The sequence below is a fragment of the Brevibacillus brevis genome, from assembly GCF_900637055.1.
Classification (GTDB): Bacteria; Bacillota; Bacilli; order Brevibacillales; family Brevibacillaceae; genus Brevibacillus; species Brevibacillus brevis.
Window position 1 is genome coordinate 6,560,356 of the sequence record NZ_LR134338.1, and the last position, 15,303, is coordinate 6,575,658.

The 15,303-nt window shown below is 42.5% G+C and carries 14 protein-coding genes; 3 read left to right on the plus strand and 11 right to left on the minus strand.

Annotated features, from left to right (window positions below; all coding sequences use genetic code 11):
- Window positions 1–290 precede the first annotated feature (290 nt).
- The 6 genes from EL268_RS31670 to EL268_RS31695 all read right to left on the minus strand — a co-directional run bounded on the left by EL268_RS31670 (window position 291) and on the right by EL268_RS31695 (window position 5,787).
- A complete protein-coding gene (locus EL268_RS31670) occupies window positions 291–875 on the minus strand; it encodes an IS3 family transposase (RefSeq protein ID WP_269149415.1) in 585 nt (194 codons plus the stop codon).
- 189 nt (window positions 876–1,064) lie between these two features.
- Window positions 1,065–1,385 carry a helix-turn-helix domain-containing protein gene (locus tag EL268_RS31675; protein WP_106657327.1) on the minus strand — a complete coding sequence of 107 codons (321 nt, stop codon included), beginning with the start codon at window positions 1,383–1,385 and terminating at the stop codon, window positions 1,065–1,067.
- Window positions 1,386–1,449: 64 nt separating this feature from the next.
- Window positions 1,450–1,749: a helix-turn-helix domain-containing protein gene (locus EL268_RS31680; RefSeq protein WP_106657328.1), complete on the minus strand. Its 300-nt coding sequence runs from the start codon at window positions 1,747–1,749 to the stop codon at window positions 1,450–1,452.
- Window positions 1,750–1,871: 122 nt separating this feature from the next.
- Window positions 1,872–2,561: a hypothetical protein gene (locus tag EL268_RS31685; protein WP_106657611.1), complete on the minus strand. Its 690-nt coding sequence runs from the start codon at window positions 2,559–2,561 to the stop codon at window positions 1,872–1,874.
- Window positions 2,562–2,580: 19 nt separating this feature from the next.
- A complete protein-coding gene (locus EL268_RS31690; RefSeq protein ID WP_106657612.1) occupies window positions 2,581–3,987 on the minus strand; it encodes a deoxyguanosinetriphosphate triphosphohydrolase in 1,407 nt (468 codons plus the stop codon).
- Window positions 3,988–4,287: 300 nt separating this feature from the next.
- Complete coding sequence (locus tag EL268_RS31695) at window positions 4,288–5,787, minus strand: malate:quinone oxidoreductase (protein ID WP_106657613.1); 1,500 nt, start codon at window positions 5,785–5,787, stop codon at window positions 4,288–4,290.
- 341 nt (window positions 5,788–6,128) lie between these two features.
- On the opposite strand from EL268_RS31695, the gene EL268_RS31700 reads away from it, so the two are divergent.
- Window positions 6,129–6,677 (plus strand): hypothetical protein, encoded by a 549-nt coding sequence (locus EL268_RS31700; protein ID WP_106657652.1) that lies wholly within the window; start codon window positions 6,129–6,131, stop codon window positions 6,675–6,677.
- A gap of 37 nt (window positions 6,678–6,714) precedes the next feature.
- On the opposite strand, the gene EL268_RS31705 is transcribed toward EL268_RS31700, so the two are convergent.
- A complete protein-coding gene (locus tag EL268_RS31705; protein ID WP_106657614.1) occupies window positions 6,715–7,161 on the minus strand; it encodes a DMP19 family protein in 447 nt (148 codons plus the stop codon).
- Window positions 7,162–7,299: 138 nt separating this feature from the next.
- Between EL268_RS31705 and EL268_RS31710 the strand changes: the two genes are divergently transcribed.
- Window positions 7,300–8,679 carry an SMI1/KNR4 family protein gene (locus EL268_RS31710; RefSeq protein ID WP_106657615.1) on the plus strand — a complete coding sequence of 460 codons (1,380 nt, stop codon included), beginning with the start codon at window positions 7,300–7,302 and terminating at the stop codon, window positions 8,677–8,679.
- A gap of 71 nt (window positions 8,680–8,750) precedes the next feature.
- On the opposite strand, the gene cysI is transcribed toward EL268_RS31710, so the two are convergent.
- Both cysI and EL268_RS31720 read right to left on the minus strand, forming a co-directional pair.
- Window positions 8,751–10,472, minus strand: coding sequence for an assimilatory sulfite reductase (NADPH) hemoprotein subunit (cysI, locus tag EL268_RS31715; RefSeq protein WP_106657616.1), 1,722 nt, complete (start codon window positions 10,470–10,472; stop codon window positions 8,751–8,753).
- A gap of 34 nt (window positions 10,473–10,506) precedes the next feature.
- A complete protein-coding gene (locus EL268_RS31720) occupies window positions 10,507–12,333 on the minus strand; it encodes an assimilatory sulfite reductase (NADPH) flavoprotein subunit (protein WP_106657617.1) in 1,827 nt (608 codons plus the stop codon).
- A 337-nt stretch (window positions 12,334–12,670) separates the two neighbouring features.
- Between EL268_RS31720 and EL268_RS31725 the strand changes: the two genes are divergently transcribed.
- Entirely contained in the window at window positions 12,671–13,621 is a 951-nt protein-coding gene (locus EL268_RS31725) for a YndJ family transporter (RefSeq protein ID WP_106657618.1), read from the plus strand.
- Between the two features lie 364 nt (window positions 13,622–13,985).
- On the opposite strand, the gene EL268_RS31730 is transcribed toward EL268_RS31725, so the two are convergent.
- Complete coding sequence (locus EL268_RS31730; RefSeq protein WP_106657619.1) at window positions 13,986–14,789, minus strand: DUF3967 domain-containing protein; 804 nt, start codon at window positions 14,787–14,789, stop codon at window positions 13,986–13,988.
- A gap of 227 nt (window positions 14,790–15,016) precedes the next feature.
- Window positions 15,017–15,283, minus strand: a complete 267-nt coding sequence (locus EL268_RS33600) for an SMI1/KNR4 family protein (protein WP_232030190.1) — start codon at window positions 15,281–15,283, stop codon at window positions 15,017–15,019.
- Window positions 15,284–15,303: the final 20 nt, after the last annotated feature.

Consider the following 15,303-nt stretch of genomic DNA (forward strand, 5'->3'; position numbering starts at 1 on the left):
CCTATCCTCTTGTTATTTGCTAATGATAATCATTTTCAGTATATCGTAGTATAGTATATTTATTTTCTTTTATTTTTTCAAGCTTTCCATCCTTCGCTCTGCTTTCCCGTCCAGTTTTGTCCTTTTTGCAGCTATAAAAAGAACCTCCAATCCAAAAACGGTGAAGTCCCCCTGTCAAGTAGACAGTGAAAAAACAAAAAGCTTAGACACCAATCTGAACTTAGGTTGGTGTCTTCTTTATGCCACAGAACTTTGTAGATATTGCCTATATTCTAGGGGCGTCATACGATTTAGCCTTTTCTGGTACTCTCTTCGTATGTATTGAATTTATGGAGATAGTACATCTCTGATTTTAACATTCCCCAGAATGATTCCATTGGACCATTGTCGATGCACCTAGCTACCCTCGACATGCTCTGAGTCATTCCTGTATCATCTAGTTTCTTCTTGAACATTTTGTTCGTGTATTGAAATCCTCGATCACTGTGAAAGATGAGTTTCGCATTAGGATATGCCCGATTGGCAATGTTAAACGTTCTAAACACAAGCTCGTTGTTGTTGGAGTGCCCGATCACAAAAGAAACAATACTTTTATCCGACAAGTCCAGAATTGCGCTCAAATAAGCCTTGCTTTGAAGGCCGTACTTCACTTTCGTTACGTCTGTGAGCCACTTTGTACCGAATTCCACGGATTTGAAATCCCTGTTCAAGACATTTTCTGCCGTGATTTCAGGTGTTGTCGGAATGTAATTCTTTTTTTTACGGCATACGGATTTCAATTCTAAAATACCCATGAGTCTGTATACACGTTTATGGTTGATAGAAAGATGGAACTGTCGATTCAGTTTTATGGTCATCTGGCGATAACCAAGAATACCATTTTTTTCTTCCTAGGCACGCTTAATCATAGGCAGCAACACTTTGTTGAATTTCTCATTTTTACTTTCTTTTCTATTTCGCCACTTATAATACGAGGAACGCGGAATTCCTGCGATTTCACAAAGCTGGCTAATGGAATATGATTTACTGTCGTACAGATCACGAATGGCAAGATCGGACTTGGTTTATTGTCGCCACCTTTGAATTTCGTCTAGCTTTTTTAGAAAATCGATCTCCATTTGCTTTCTGCTATTCTCACCTTGAAGCAGTGTATTTTGGGCTCGTAGGTTCTCAAGCTCAGACATCTCGTTTTCAGATTTTCGTTTCCCACGTTTGTCCTGGAGCGCATCTACGCCAAATTTGATGTATTTATTTGTCCATGAGTAAACCTGCTGATAGGACACCTGAAATTCCTTTGCTGTTTGGGCATGATTTTGCTGATGTTCTAAGCAAAATTTCACAATTTTGATTCTTTCTTCGAAAGTAGTCGCTCGTCCTTTTGTCATGATTGGTGTTCCTCCTGTTTCGGAATATTTCAACTTTTCATGACCATTATACTTTAGAATCCAATTACGCAGTTGGCGCGGGTTGATTTATGCCATATCGCTTACATATCTCCATATGAGAAGGACCGCCAACTAGATAATCCTCGACAGCAGATTTCTTCAGTTCTGCGGAATAAGTTCTATTCTTAGAAGTACTGAGCAGCCCATTTGGGCCTAATGATTGATAGGTTTGAAGCCATTGTTTCATGGACGGAAAGGTAACATCTAGTACACTTGCTAAATGATTTAGAGAATCTTCCCCGCGAAGATATTTTTCGATAACTGCAACCTTTTCTGGTCCAGCTATTTTTGCTTTATGGGACATAAAAAATGCTCCCCTTCAGGTAGACGGTTTTATTATTTCAACTGTCTACCTGAAGGGGAGCATTTCACGGTTCAAAGGTTCAATATTAATTTAAATAAGTATCGTTTACTGGTTATTTGCAGTTAAATAAACTGTAATTCTTTCCTAATCTCCTCTTTTGAAAAAGAATTATATCTATAATGAGCTAATTGCATTTCATATAAACTTTCGATTAAATCCTCGTCATAAGTATTCATGAATGTTTTAAATACATCTTTCAATTTATTAGAGAATATTAGATTATATTTATTTTTAAATACTAATGCTCTTAACAAATTTAATTCTACTTGGGGATTTTCTTCAAGAGTAATATCTAACTTTGAACTCTTTATAGAAGATTGGAAAATATCATCATATAAACGATTCTTATTAAAGTTATAAACAATACCATCTATATTTAAATAAACGGACTTAGCCAAATTTTCCTCGCTTGGTTTTAAATATTTATTCTTAAAGGCCCAAGTATTATTTAGGTCCCATATATCGAACTCAATGTTTGATATATTGAACTTAAATCCACCAAATCTATTTTTACTAAAATTATACTCTCCAATTAAAGTGTCGAATCTTTCTTTATTTTTAAAATTAATAGCTATATCAAAGTCTCTAGGTATTTGAGTACATTCAGGAAATAAGCATAAGTCTCGTATCGACCCTCCAAAAAACAGAAGATCTCCAGTTGTTGATAATCGTTCAATAAAATCTAGGGTCTGTGAGTTTCGTCCAAGTAATAAGATTATGCGGTTTTTTATGTTTTTCTCATAAATACTCATCAATATCCCTCTCATTTTATCATGGCAATTTTACCCCTAATAATTCTTGGTGCAGATTCACAGCATATCCATCCGTCATACCTGAGATAAAATCTGTGACTAATAAGAGCCTATTATATAAAGGTAGATCTTTAAATTCAACTGTCGGATTTCCTTTTTCAGATATTCGTTGAACATGTCTAAAGTTTTCTGATATCAAATTGACTAATTTATTATGCTTTGTTTTAGTTTTCTTTAGATCATCGACATTAACCACAGCATTAACAAACAAATTTAGTAGGTCAGTTAAAACTCTATCCCCTACTAACTCTAAGGTTAAGACTTCTTTATTAGAAAATACGTGTTCAGATGCTACCTGTCTTAATTTTTCAGAAAGAGTTCTGGCCGTAGAATTTGATAATAAATCACCTTCAAACGTTCCATTCATTATCGAATCATAATTTTCTTTAAACGTCTCAACTACTGCAAAAATCATTATACCTTGTATAGTAACTTTAAAATTTTGTACATTAATTAACTCCTTGCTTGGTACTTCATTTAACAATGCCTTCTTTCGAAGTTCTTCTAAATGAAGAAATTCTTTTGGATATAAGTCTTCAAATTCATTCTTTAATTCCTTATATACTTTATCCCAATCAAATACTCGTTTTTTTACTGCATCTTCAATATCAGCTGTTAAATAGGCTATATCATCTGCCGCTTCTAAGATATATGTTGCTGGGTGTCTGCAAATGCCTATACCCGTTTTTTCGGAAATCTCGTTGAACAACTCATTTTCAGAATAAAAATATCCAAATTTCTTTTTCTTTCCTGACAGTACAATGTCATGATTAGAAGCCCACGGATATTTTATTAATGTAGCCAGTGTGGCATAAGTAAAGTTAGCCCCATACTGGTCATTCAAAAACTGCAGTTTACTCAATATTCTTATTGCTTGTGCATTACCTTCGAAATAAATAAAATCATTTTTCTGTTGAGAAGTTAACTCTCCAAATTTCTTTTCTACTACCTCTTTGAATTCCCTTGAGTTAAACCAGTTATCAAACCAATTTCTGATTATATCTTCTCCATAATGCCCAAATGGAGGGTTTCCTAAATCGTGTACTAAACATGCTACTTCAACTAGAGAAGCTAATTCTTTCGCTTTTGGAAAATCACTAAATCTTTTCTTTTCAATTAACCAATTTCCAATATTCCAAGCTAATGATCTACCTAGGGAAGCAACCTCTAACGAATGTGTTAGTCTAGTTCTAATAAAATCATTATTTTGCAATGGAAAAACCTGTGCTTTATCTTGTAATCGTCTTAAAGAAGAAGAATAAATAATCCGATCATAATCTTTATCAAATTCATTTCTATGGGGAAGGCTTTTACTTTCTGATTTTCTTTGTCTTTCTCCACATAACAACTTATCCCACTCTAACATGCCTTTTATTTCTCCCTCTCTGTTTATAAATATAGCTTTAACTATTCAATATTGAGGGAGAAAATTCCTCCAAAACAAATATAGTCCAACCTTCACAGCTATATTGATTTTTACCAAACCTTAAAACCAATCTTATGATAAGGCTCACTGCAATCTGTCTTACTACAAAATAAAACTTGGAACCGTCAATCCAAAAACGAATCAAGGTTCCAAGTTTTATTTAATAATCATTTCTTTCACAATCTCTTCTTCATAGAATCATTAATCCCATGATGGAAAAGATTGATTGCCATTAACTAATTAACTATAAGCCAGTTCTTTTTCGACGAGACCAAGCACCTCGTCTGTCGAACGTTGGATCTCTTGAAGAAGCTCTTGGTTTTGCAAGAGTGACACGCCATAAGAAGGAATCATTTCTTTGATTTTCGGTTCCCACTCTGCCATACGTTGTGGGAAGCATTTTTCTAATACCTCAAGCATAACCTGAACAGCTGTAGAAGCACCTGGAGATGCGCCGAGCAATGCAGCTACGGAGCCATCAGCAGCACTAACCACTTCTGTACCAAATTGAAGAGTACCTTTTCCTGCTGGTGTATCCTTGATAACTTGCACGCGTTGACCGGCTACCACGATATCCCACTCTTCGCTTTTCGCGTTCGGAATGAACTCCCGTAGTTCTTCCATGCGCTTTTCATGCGATAACATAACTTGCTCGATCAGGTATTTGGTCAATGCCATTTCTTTTACGCCTGCCGCCAACATCGTCATGACGTTGTTAGGTTTTACGGAAGTGATCAAATCCATATTGGAACCTGTTTTTAAGAACTTTGGCGAGAATCCCGCAAAAGGTCCAAACAGCAAGGATTTTTTGTTGTCGATGTATCTGGTATCCAGATGCGGTACCGACATTGGAGGAGCGCCGACCTTTGCTTTACCATACACTTTTGCATGGTGCTGCTCTACCACTTCCTGATTTTTACAAACCATGAACAATCCGCTTACCGGGAAACCGCCGATATGTTTGGACTCTGGAATACCGGTTTTTTGGAGCAAATGCAAGCTTCCGCCGCCACCGCCGATAAAGACGAATTTGGCAATATGGTCTTCGATGTTACCGGTAGCCATATTGTACACTTTCAATTTCCACATGCCGTCGCTCGTACGTTTGATATCCTCAACAGCATGGTTGTAGTTAATCGCGACGTCTTTCGTCTTCAAGTAATCAAACAACATACGTGTCAAAGCACCAAAATTGACATCCGTACCCGAGTCGATTTTGGTTGCAGCTATTGGTTCATTCGATGTGCGGCCTTCCATGATGAGCGGAATCCATTCCTTCAGTTTTTCAGGGTCATCGGAGTATTCCATCCCTTGAAAGAGAGGATTGTTTGCCAGCGCTTCAAAACGCTTTTTCAAAAAGCTTACATTCTTTTCGCCTTGTACCATACTCATATGAGGTATTGGCATGATAAAGTCTTGCGGGTTTTGGATGAGATTGTTTTTTACAAGGTAAGCCCAGAATTGTCTGGACAGCTGAAAATGTTCATTGATTTTAATGGCTTTGCTAATATCTATAGACCCGTCAGCTTTCTCGGATGTATAGTTCAGCTCACAGAGTGCCGCGTGGCCAGTACCCGCATTATTCCATTCGTTAGAGCTTTCTTCCCCTGCTTTTGCGAGTTTCTCAAAAACTTTGATTTCCAACTCCGGTGCCAATTCTTTCAGTAATGCCCCCAGAGTTGCGCTCATGACCCCTGCACCAATCAAAATAACGTCTGTTTTTTGCTGTATGGAGCTCATAATACCCTTCCTTATCTACTGTTTTTGTAAAAAAGAAGTAGTAGCTCCTTGCCCCGTTGCAAGACGCTACGAAAACATCTTACCTTTCACAACTATAACTATATCATAGAAATTATTTATTGATTCAATTATCTATTATAATTAGAGGATTAATAACTATTTAATGTTGGTAAAAAAGGGAGGATTCCGTAAACAGCACCTGAAGAACACGTAAAAACCAAGGCCTAACCTTCGTTTCTTGCAGGACTCTAAGATTTGGTTTGTTGTTACCAGTGAGGCGCTGACCATATAAATTTTGCTGTACTTATGGTAAAACTTAGGAAAACCTCATGGAGATGGAGATGAACTCTTTGACCCACCTGACAAACGACATTCCGTGGCAGCGTTTGACGACAGCCTATGGAAGAGGGACGGACATTCCGCGGCTTATAGAGACCGGGCAATATGCGGAATTGGCCAATCTAATCGAGCACCAAAGCACCTTGTGGCAAACAACGCCGTGGGTACTGCTGATACTCCTGCAGGAGCTTGCCAAACAGAAACCAGAGCGGGTCTCTTCTCAGGAAATTCAGTTGTACTTGGCTGTTGCTTCTGCTATAAACGTGGACGAAATGGATTCACAAAATACAGTTGAGACCATGAACGAGCTATTGGACGAAAAGTATTTATGGCCAGAGGACGAGGAAGATGATGAATTATGGTGGGAAGAAGAGGAGCCGAGGGGCTATGAGCAGGAGGCATTTTTCAGCTATTTTTCTTTCAGTTATTCGCTGCTAAAGGATGCCATTCCCGTTTTCACCGAGATTATGGAAGGGAATGACAAGCTCGCTCCCGATATTCGGGAGCTGCTGCTTATGCTCCAATCAGAAGGGGCTAGTGCTGTCGAATAGTTGTAGGAGTCCCCATGATATTGCCCACCCTGTCACCTTATGATGGGGTGGGTATTCCTAGCTGCTGCACGTAATATCGATGTGCAACTTCTGCAATGCAATCCTGGTCTTCCCAGAAGCTCTGATCGAGCTTATCCATCTGATCTGCCTCTTCCCCGGTAAGGAACTGTGGAATATCCCAGCGCTGGGTGAGGCGGTTGTCTTCCGATAAATGCTCGATGCAGGCATATCCCGACTGGACGATTTCGAGTGCATGGACTGCCCCGATGGCTTGTAAGGCCCGTACCGCGTAGATATATGCCTCTTCTCCCCAGTTGCAAAAAAACTGCAAGAACCCGCCGTTATACACATCAGCTTCCAACAGCCATAAGGCGGCAATCTCTTGTTCCTGCGAGGTTAGTGTGTTCCAGCCCGAAGCATTCTTTTTTTGCACAAAGGCTGAGGCAAAATCAAACCAGACGTCATGGATATCCACCTTACTCAACTTGTACTCCCCCTTCAAGATCGCTGTGCACAAACGACACGAAATACATTAATCTTATATGAATACATAATCGTTTGGTAGATGGTGGTAGCTTCGCGTCGCTGGCATCTAAGAAAAAGAATCGTTTAGGAGGCTGCAATGGATCAGGTACTTATCGAACAATTGGATCGCTGGCATGAAGAAGACGAACAGCAGCGAATTGTGGACTTGCTGTTAACCGTTCCCGAGGGGGAACGAGAGTATGACGCAATCAGCCGACTGGGCAGAGCTTATAACAACCTGGGGCTATATGAAGAAGCGCTCAACCAATTGGAGAAAATTGCTGAAGCAGGTCAACAAGATCCAGTCTGGCACTTTCGAGTAGGTTTTGCCCTCTATCATTTGAAAAGATATGAAGAGGCGGCACAGTCATTCCGTACCTCAGACAAGTTAGAAACCGGTAATCAGAATACCGAGTCATGGTTAAGGTGGAGTTTGCAAAAAGCGGAGAAGCAGCAAAGACAGGAGCTTCGGATGGCAGCCAAAAAGGCAGCGGCTGTTGAGGGTTCGGCATCGGAGGAAGTTCCTTTTTCGAACATGTCGCTTGATGACTTTTGGGACGACAGCGAGTACGCGAAAAAGGCCTATCTATCCGAGCCACCCACGGATGAACTAATCGCCTCAATCGAGGAAGAGCTCGGATACAAGCTCCCTGCCTCCTATCTTGCACTAATGAAGCATCAGAACGGCGGCATTCCGAAGAACACGTGCTTCCCAACAGAGGACCCAACCTCCTGGGCTGAGGATCACATTGCCATTACGGGCATTCTAGGCATTGGCCGAGAGAAAAGCTATTCGCTCTGCGGGGATCTTGGCAGCCAGTTTATGATTGAGGAATGGGGATATCCCGACATTGGAGTTGTGATTTGTGATTGTCCTTCAGCAGGTCACGACGTAGTCATGCTGGATTACCGGGCATGCGGGAGAGATGGTGAACCCGAAGTGATTCACGTCGATCAGGAAAGCGATTATGAAATTACGTTCCTGGCTGAAAATTTCGAGGCGTTTATCAGGGGCTTGGTGAGCGAAGAAGAATACGATACCTCCGCGGAGGACAAGGAAGCAGCTCTTTACAAAGTAGCCCACGGGAAATTTTCTTCCTTGCTGGAGGAGCTGTGCACGCCAGTATCGGAAGTGGAACAAATTGATCAGAAAATACGCAGCATTTGTACACGGATTGTAGAGGAAAAAGGCTTTTTTTCTTTTCATGCGGATGAACTCTCGTATCTGATGTACGATGTGCAGTTTTGGCTATACACAAAGTCATACCCTGATACCAGTCATGAACAGTACCTGGCTGTCTATGAGAAAATGATCGCCTTTGGCGGAGAATTCGGTCAAGGTGGCTATGCTCCGGGATGGATTAGCGAATGGCTGGATCGTCGCAAGAAGGAAGGTCGGATCGTTCAGGAAAATGGACACATCCGGTTTACAGATCAGTTCGCAGCGGAAGTGATTCAGCAGCTACGAGAAGCCTAAAATGTATGTAAGCAACAAAGAGCCCACGAGTCGCGGGCTCTTCTTTTATTTCAATTGATTGCTATGCCGTACTACTCATGAAAGTCGAGTCCCGATCTGACTTCTTTCACATACCCTGCCCGAATGACGAAATCTCCGAAGTGTTCGCCTTCCTCGCGTTCCTTCGCATACCGATTTAAAATCGGCCGCAGTTCATTCAGTATTTCTGCTTCTCCGATGTTTTCACGATACAGCTTGTTCAACCGATTGCCGGAGAAACCACCACCCAAATACATGTTGTATTTACCGACAGCCTTCCCAATGAAAGAAATTTCCGCCAATGCAGGTCTTGCGCATCCATTTGGGCATCCTGTCATGCGAATGACGATCTCCTCATCGCGCAAACCCGCCTCATCCAAAATCAGCTCGATCTCATCCAGCAGTGTCGGCAAATAACGCTCTGCCTCAGCCATCGCAAGTCCGCAAGTCGGCAACGATACACAAGCCATAGAGTTTCTCCGCAGTGCAGAATAGGAAGTTCCATCGGTGAGCCCGTATGCTTGAATGATCTGTTCAATTTCCGGCTTCTTTTCACTGGTGATATTTCCAATAAGGAGATTCTGATTCGGCGTCAGGCGGAAATCCCCTGTATGAACCTTGGCAATCTCCCGCAGGCCGGATTTCAGGAGGTAGTTGTCCTCGTCTTTTACACGGCCATTCTGAATGAAAAGGGTAAAATGCCAGTTATCGTCGCTCCCTTTTACCCAACCGTAGCGATCGCCATTATGCTCGAAGTGATAGGGGCGTGCCTTCTCCAGCTCCCAGCCCAGTCGTTGCTCCAATTCATGGATAAACCATTCGATGCCGCGGTCGTCGATCGTATATTTGAACCGTGCGTGCTTCCGTACCGCGCGATCCCCGTAGTCTCTCTGAATCATGACCGTTTTCTCGGCGACATCCAATACTTGTTCCGGTGTGACGAAGCCGATCACCCGCGCCACCTGCGGATACGTTTTGGGATCGCCGTGGGTCATTCCCATTCCGCCTCCCACCGCAACGTTGAAGCCCAGCAGTCGACCTTCCTCATGAATCGCGATAAAGCCCAAATCCTGCGAAAAAACGTCAACATCGTTGGCAGGCGGTACGGCGATGCCGATCTTAAACTTGCGCGGCAAATAGACAGGACCATAGATCGGTTCTTGCTCTACCCCATCCCGACTGTCGACAACCTTTTCTTCATCCAGCCAGATTTCATGATAGGCGCGGGTCCGAGGGTCGAGATGATTGCTTATTTTTTTAGCCCATTCGTAAACCTCTTGATGAACTTCCGACTCGTACGGATTCGGATTGCACATGACGTTGCGGTTGACGTCCCCACAGGCAGCCAGTGTACTTAACAAAGCCTCGTTTACTTCTTGAATCACCTGCTTCATATTCCACTTAATCACGCCATGCAGTTGAAAAGACTGACGAGTCGTCAGGCGAATCGTTCCATTCGCAAACTGCTGGGCGATATCGTCCATCATGAGCCATTGCTCTGGTGTGACAACGCCACCAGCGGCACGCACGCGCACCATGAATTGATAGGCTGGCTCCAGCTTCTGTTTGCTCCGTTCGTTGCGCAGATCTCGGTCATCCTGCATGTAGCTGCCATGGAATTTCATCAAGCGGTTATCATCCTCAGGGATGGACCCAGAAATCCTGTCTTCCAGCGTTTCCGCCAGACTTCCCCGCAAGTAATCGCTTCGGCGTTTAATGTCCTCTACATCGCTGTGAGGAGCACTGTTTGGCGAAAGCAAATGATTTTCTGACATGGTTTCGATCTCCCCTCTCATTCTTTCTCAAAAATCAGTAGACATCTCGCTGATATCGTTTTTCCTGCTGCATCCGTTTCAAATACGCAACGGCTTCCTCTGAATCAAGTCCGCCTTCTTGTTGGAGAATGGTGACCAGAGCTGCGTGAACGTCGTGCGCCATCTTTTTCTCGTCTCCGCATACGTATACATGCGCCCCATCCTGGAGCCATTGGTAAAGCTCCTTGCTCTTTTCAAGCATCCGGTGCTGAACATACACTTTTTCGCTCGTATCTCGAGAAAACGCGACATCCATATGCGTCAGTACGCCCTGTTTGAGCCAACGCTGCCATTCGAGCTGATAAAGAAAATCTGTGGAGAAATGCTGATCGCCGAAGAAAAGCCATGTCTTGCCCGTCGCCCCAAGCTCCTCCCGTTCTCCCAGGAAGGCACGGAATGGAGCGACACCCGTGCCGGGACCAACCATGATCAACGGGATGTCCGGGTTAGCCGGAAGCTTAAAGTTTGGGTTATGCTGTACAAATACAGGCAGGGTATCACCCGTTTCCAAACGATCCGCGATATAGCTCGAACAAACGCCGTACCGCTCACGCCCATGAGCCTGATAGTGAACATTGCGAATTGTCAGATGAACTTCGTCCGGGTAGGACTTTAAGCTGCTTGAGATCGAATAGAGACGCGGCGGCAGCTTTCTAAGTATGGAGACAAATTCTTTGGAAGATACGCCCTTCAAATCGTAGTCCTCTACCAGGTCTAGCAAATCCCGATTTCGAATATAATCGCGAAGCTCTTGCTCCTGTCCTTCCGCAAGCAGTTCCTGCAACCCGTTTCCTGATGATAGCTTTACTGCTTGTTCCAAGAGAGGCTTGGTGAGAACCGTGATTTCAAAATGACTGGACAAGGCCTCTTCCAACGTGCGCTCTTCCCCGTTTTTATGAATAGGAACGAGCTCTTCCGGCTTCCAGCCCATTGCCTCAATCAGCTCACGGACAAGGTCGGGATGATTTTTAGGATAGATCCCCAAACAGTCACCCGGTTCATACTCGAGATTGGACCCCTCAAGGGAAATTTCCAGATGGCGGGTTTCCTTATCTGATCCCCGTCCGTTCAGATTCAAGTTCTCCAAGACCACAGCCTGAAACGGATTCGACCGTGAATATTCGGTGTGTGTCTCTGACCCGATCGCTGCACCGCCCACGATTGCGCTTGCAGCAGCAACCTGGGTTGCCGAAGCTTCACTGAGAGAAGCCAGAACCTGATTCATCCATTCGGAGGCTTGCTCGTCGTAATCCACATCGCAATCGACCCGGGGAGTAAGGCGCTTGCCGCCTAGCTCTTCTAACCGTTTATCGAACTCTTTGCCGGTTTGGCAGAATAATTCATAGGAGGTATCGCCCAATGCCAGCACGGAAAACCGCAGGCCCACCAATTGCGGCGCTCTTTTGCTGTGCAGGAATTCATGGAAGGAGATGGCGTTGTCTGGTGGTTCACCATCCCCGTGTGTGCTTACCACAACAAGCAGGTTTTCAACCTTTTTCAACGCATTCGTCTTGAAGTCGCTCATGGAGGAAAGAGTTACGTGGAAGCCGTGCTCCTGAAGCTTTCCGGTCAGCACCTTGGCTAGCTTTTGGCTGTTCCCGGACTGAGATCCGAAAAGCACAGTGACCTCCTTGGAAATGACTTGCCCATTCGCAGCTAAAGCGGTTTGAATCCCAGCGGCCATCGGTGCTTCCACTTTGTGAAGAGCTGCAAGATATCCGCTCAGCCAAACCTTTTGCACCTCTGAGAGCGTGGGCAGCAACCGATTTAGGAGCTCTACTTGTTCCTGACTGAAAGGACTGTCTGTCACCTTAAGTACCAACGATATGCACCTCACAAGAGAAAAAATTAATTCCGAGTAATCTTATATGATTATTTACTTTAAGCTACCACAGTGAGTAGAACCCGAGCAATTGGGATTCGTTATTGTCATCATAAGTTTTCCTAATCATTGGAAAGCAGCACAAAGAAACCCGGGCCTAAGATAAGGGACCGGGTTTGCTATTCAACTGTTACGTAGTAATAATAGGCCTATCTAAAAGCGTAGCTTTCGAAAAATAGCCCTCACAAAATGTGTTAAACTACTAAAAGCAACCACCTATTTATTAAGGGCCAGCTTTAGAAATGAAGATCCATGAATGGCTTCCTGGAGGCATTTGATGAAACGATTGTTAGTACCAACGATTCCCGGTGGAATCATAACCATCCTGATCTTTTACCTTGATTACTTCCAATTTGATCTCGTCGATAAATTTCTTCTGTTTGCGGCTTTCGTCATTGTACCTCTTGTAGTTTTACTATTGGGCTATGAGGAAAAGAATACACTTCAACGGCTGATATATACTGCAATCAAACTGCTTCAACTTCCCGCAGCGCTTCTCGTCTTCGCCTCTGTAATGGGCAGCCAAGCGTGGGGGATGGGGAGCACGGCCATACCAGGGAATCTTTCCCTCGGCTGGTTGTTGTTCACGTTACTACTCTGCGTCTATGGCCTGAGCTTGATTGTGAATCACAAGGGGAGAGCAGCGGAAATAGCGATTGGTGCTGGACTCGTTTACTTTTTCATCGGGGGCATTTGGTTCACGCTGTATCAGTATCAGGTTGACCTCTACCAAGTTAAACACGCAACACACGCCCTCAGTTCGGTCCACTTTCATTTCTCATCTGCCATCGTTCCGATTTTTATCGGTTTCCTCGGACGGATTATGACAAAGAAAAGCTGGTATCCATGGGTCGTTGCCATCGATATCATCGGACCCATTCTGATCGCTGTCGGTATTATTTTCTCGAAGCCGATTGAGTATATTGGCGTCACCTTGTTCGCCTGTAATATTGCGATTTACACCACTTATCTGCTTGCTTATTTGAGGAAAGGCTCTTTACAGAATAAGTCGAGCTTCTTTTTAGTCCTTTCCTGCATTGCCTTTTACACGATTGTCGTTATTTCCATTTGCTATCCGTTATTGAAAAACCTATTTTCCTTAACCATACACGATTTCATTCCGGTTTACGGATCGCTGCATTCGTTTGGGTTTGTTTTATGTGGGTTGATTGGATGGGTGTATATGATTGACTCTCTTAAGGAAAACACGCTTACTGACAAGACATAGATATCAATCTGCTAAATTCCTCGAACCTATCGCAAGAAGTATAGATTTTAGAACAGCAAATGAGCCCCAAAGATCGGGGGCTCATTCGAATTCATACATAAACTTTTAGTTTATCCCATTACTCTTGTACTTGTACCCCAGCAAAAGGCACAACTGCTCTGCAATATTTCATAAGGCCTACACAAAAAGGCTGTTCTTATACTCACCGTGGTCAGGATAACGTATCATATCATCACCGTTATGCACGAATACCTTTCCACCACTGCCATCTATGGTCGTATATTGCTATATATAATCAGATTCGTATTTGGCATGCTCAAAGGCGCAAGTATTACATATAAAGAAAGCAACCATCATACTTTCGTTAGTCGCTTTCTTTTGCAGAAGCTGTTAATCGCTTACTTTGCTCAATTTCTTTAATAGCTGCAATAATGCTTTTTTCCCTTTCTTCTAACCTTTTTATATAGTCATCTTGTTTTTTTACTTGGTTCATTAAATTCTCACATAGATGCTTATATTCTTCTAAATCTCTATTGGTTATACTTTCATCCCTATCTATTGATTTAGGATTAGCCAAGAGTGGAATGAATCTAGCAAGACTTATTAATGTTAATAGCAGACCTGTTACTGTTTGGAAAGAGACTAAATAATATCCCATGCTAGTACCAGGCATTAAAGCTGATTGGAAACTCGCCATTGTCACCAAACTAATATAGATTATTTCTACAAAAGATTTCGTATCCACATTTTTGAATTCACTTGAGAAGTATAAATATGATAGGGTAAACCAAAGTACTATTTCTACATAATTATGAAGCAATAAAATGATTGTACGCTTGTAACTTCTAACTTCCCCAATACCATCTGAAAATAACATTAAATTAAGTTGTGTTATATTTATTTCAAACACTCTGTAAATGCCATATACAAGTAAAATTAACTTCAATAATTGAAAGTTATCACTAGTTACATTGTGTATAAATATTACAGAAATAAATGAAATTAATACGTTAAGTACAACCCATAACTCTACAAATACATATTTATACTTACTATTCTTAAGATATGGAATGAAAGTCCTCAATATGTCAAATAGAGTAACCTTTTGCAGAGTCTGAAATATCACCTTCCAAAAATTATACAAGAATGAAGGAAACATATTATCCATGTAAACACCCACGATTTTCCGTTTTGCAATTATTATATACTAACTTTCCTATTTTTGGTTAGAGTCAACGTAATGTATCTAACTCCTGAACAATGGAGTATTAAGGATGACGAAAAATCCGCCATGATCGGAAACTCACCTTGTTCATCTCTGGAAGACGTATCAAAAAAATAAAGCTCGTCACTATCCGGAACGAACAAGTCTACTCTGTCGGGAAACCGGCTTACCTACCACTCTTCGGCTTTATTCAACCTATGTATATAAAGAAAATCACTGTCGTCATACTCTCTATGTTCCGGAGAAACGATCGTTAAAATATTCCCGCCATTCAACCGGGCATTTCCATAATGAATCAGCCACCAGCGGTAAGACGGAGGCAGGCTGAATCCTAATTCCTCTTCTACTTCGGCTATCCAGCTCTCTTCTGCCCCTCGACTAGGAAACCATCTTAAAGCAGAAGTCGTCTTCAGTTTTTCTGCCATACGCTCATACATGGGCTTCACCCTCTTCTCAC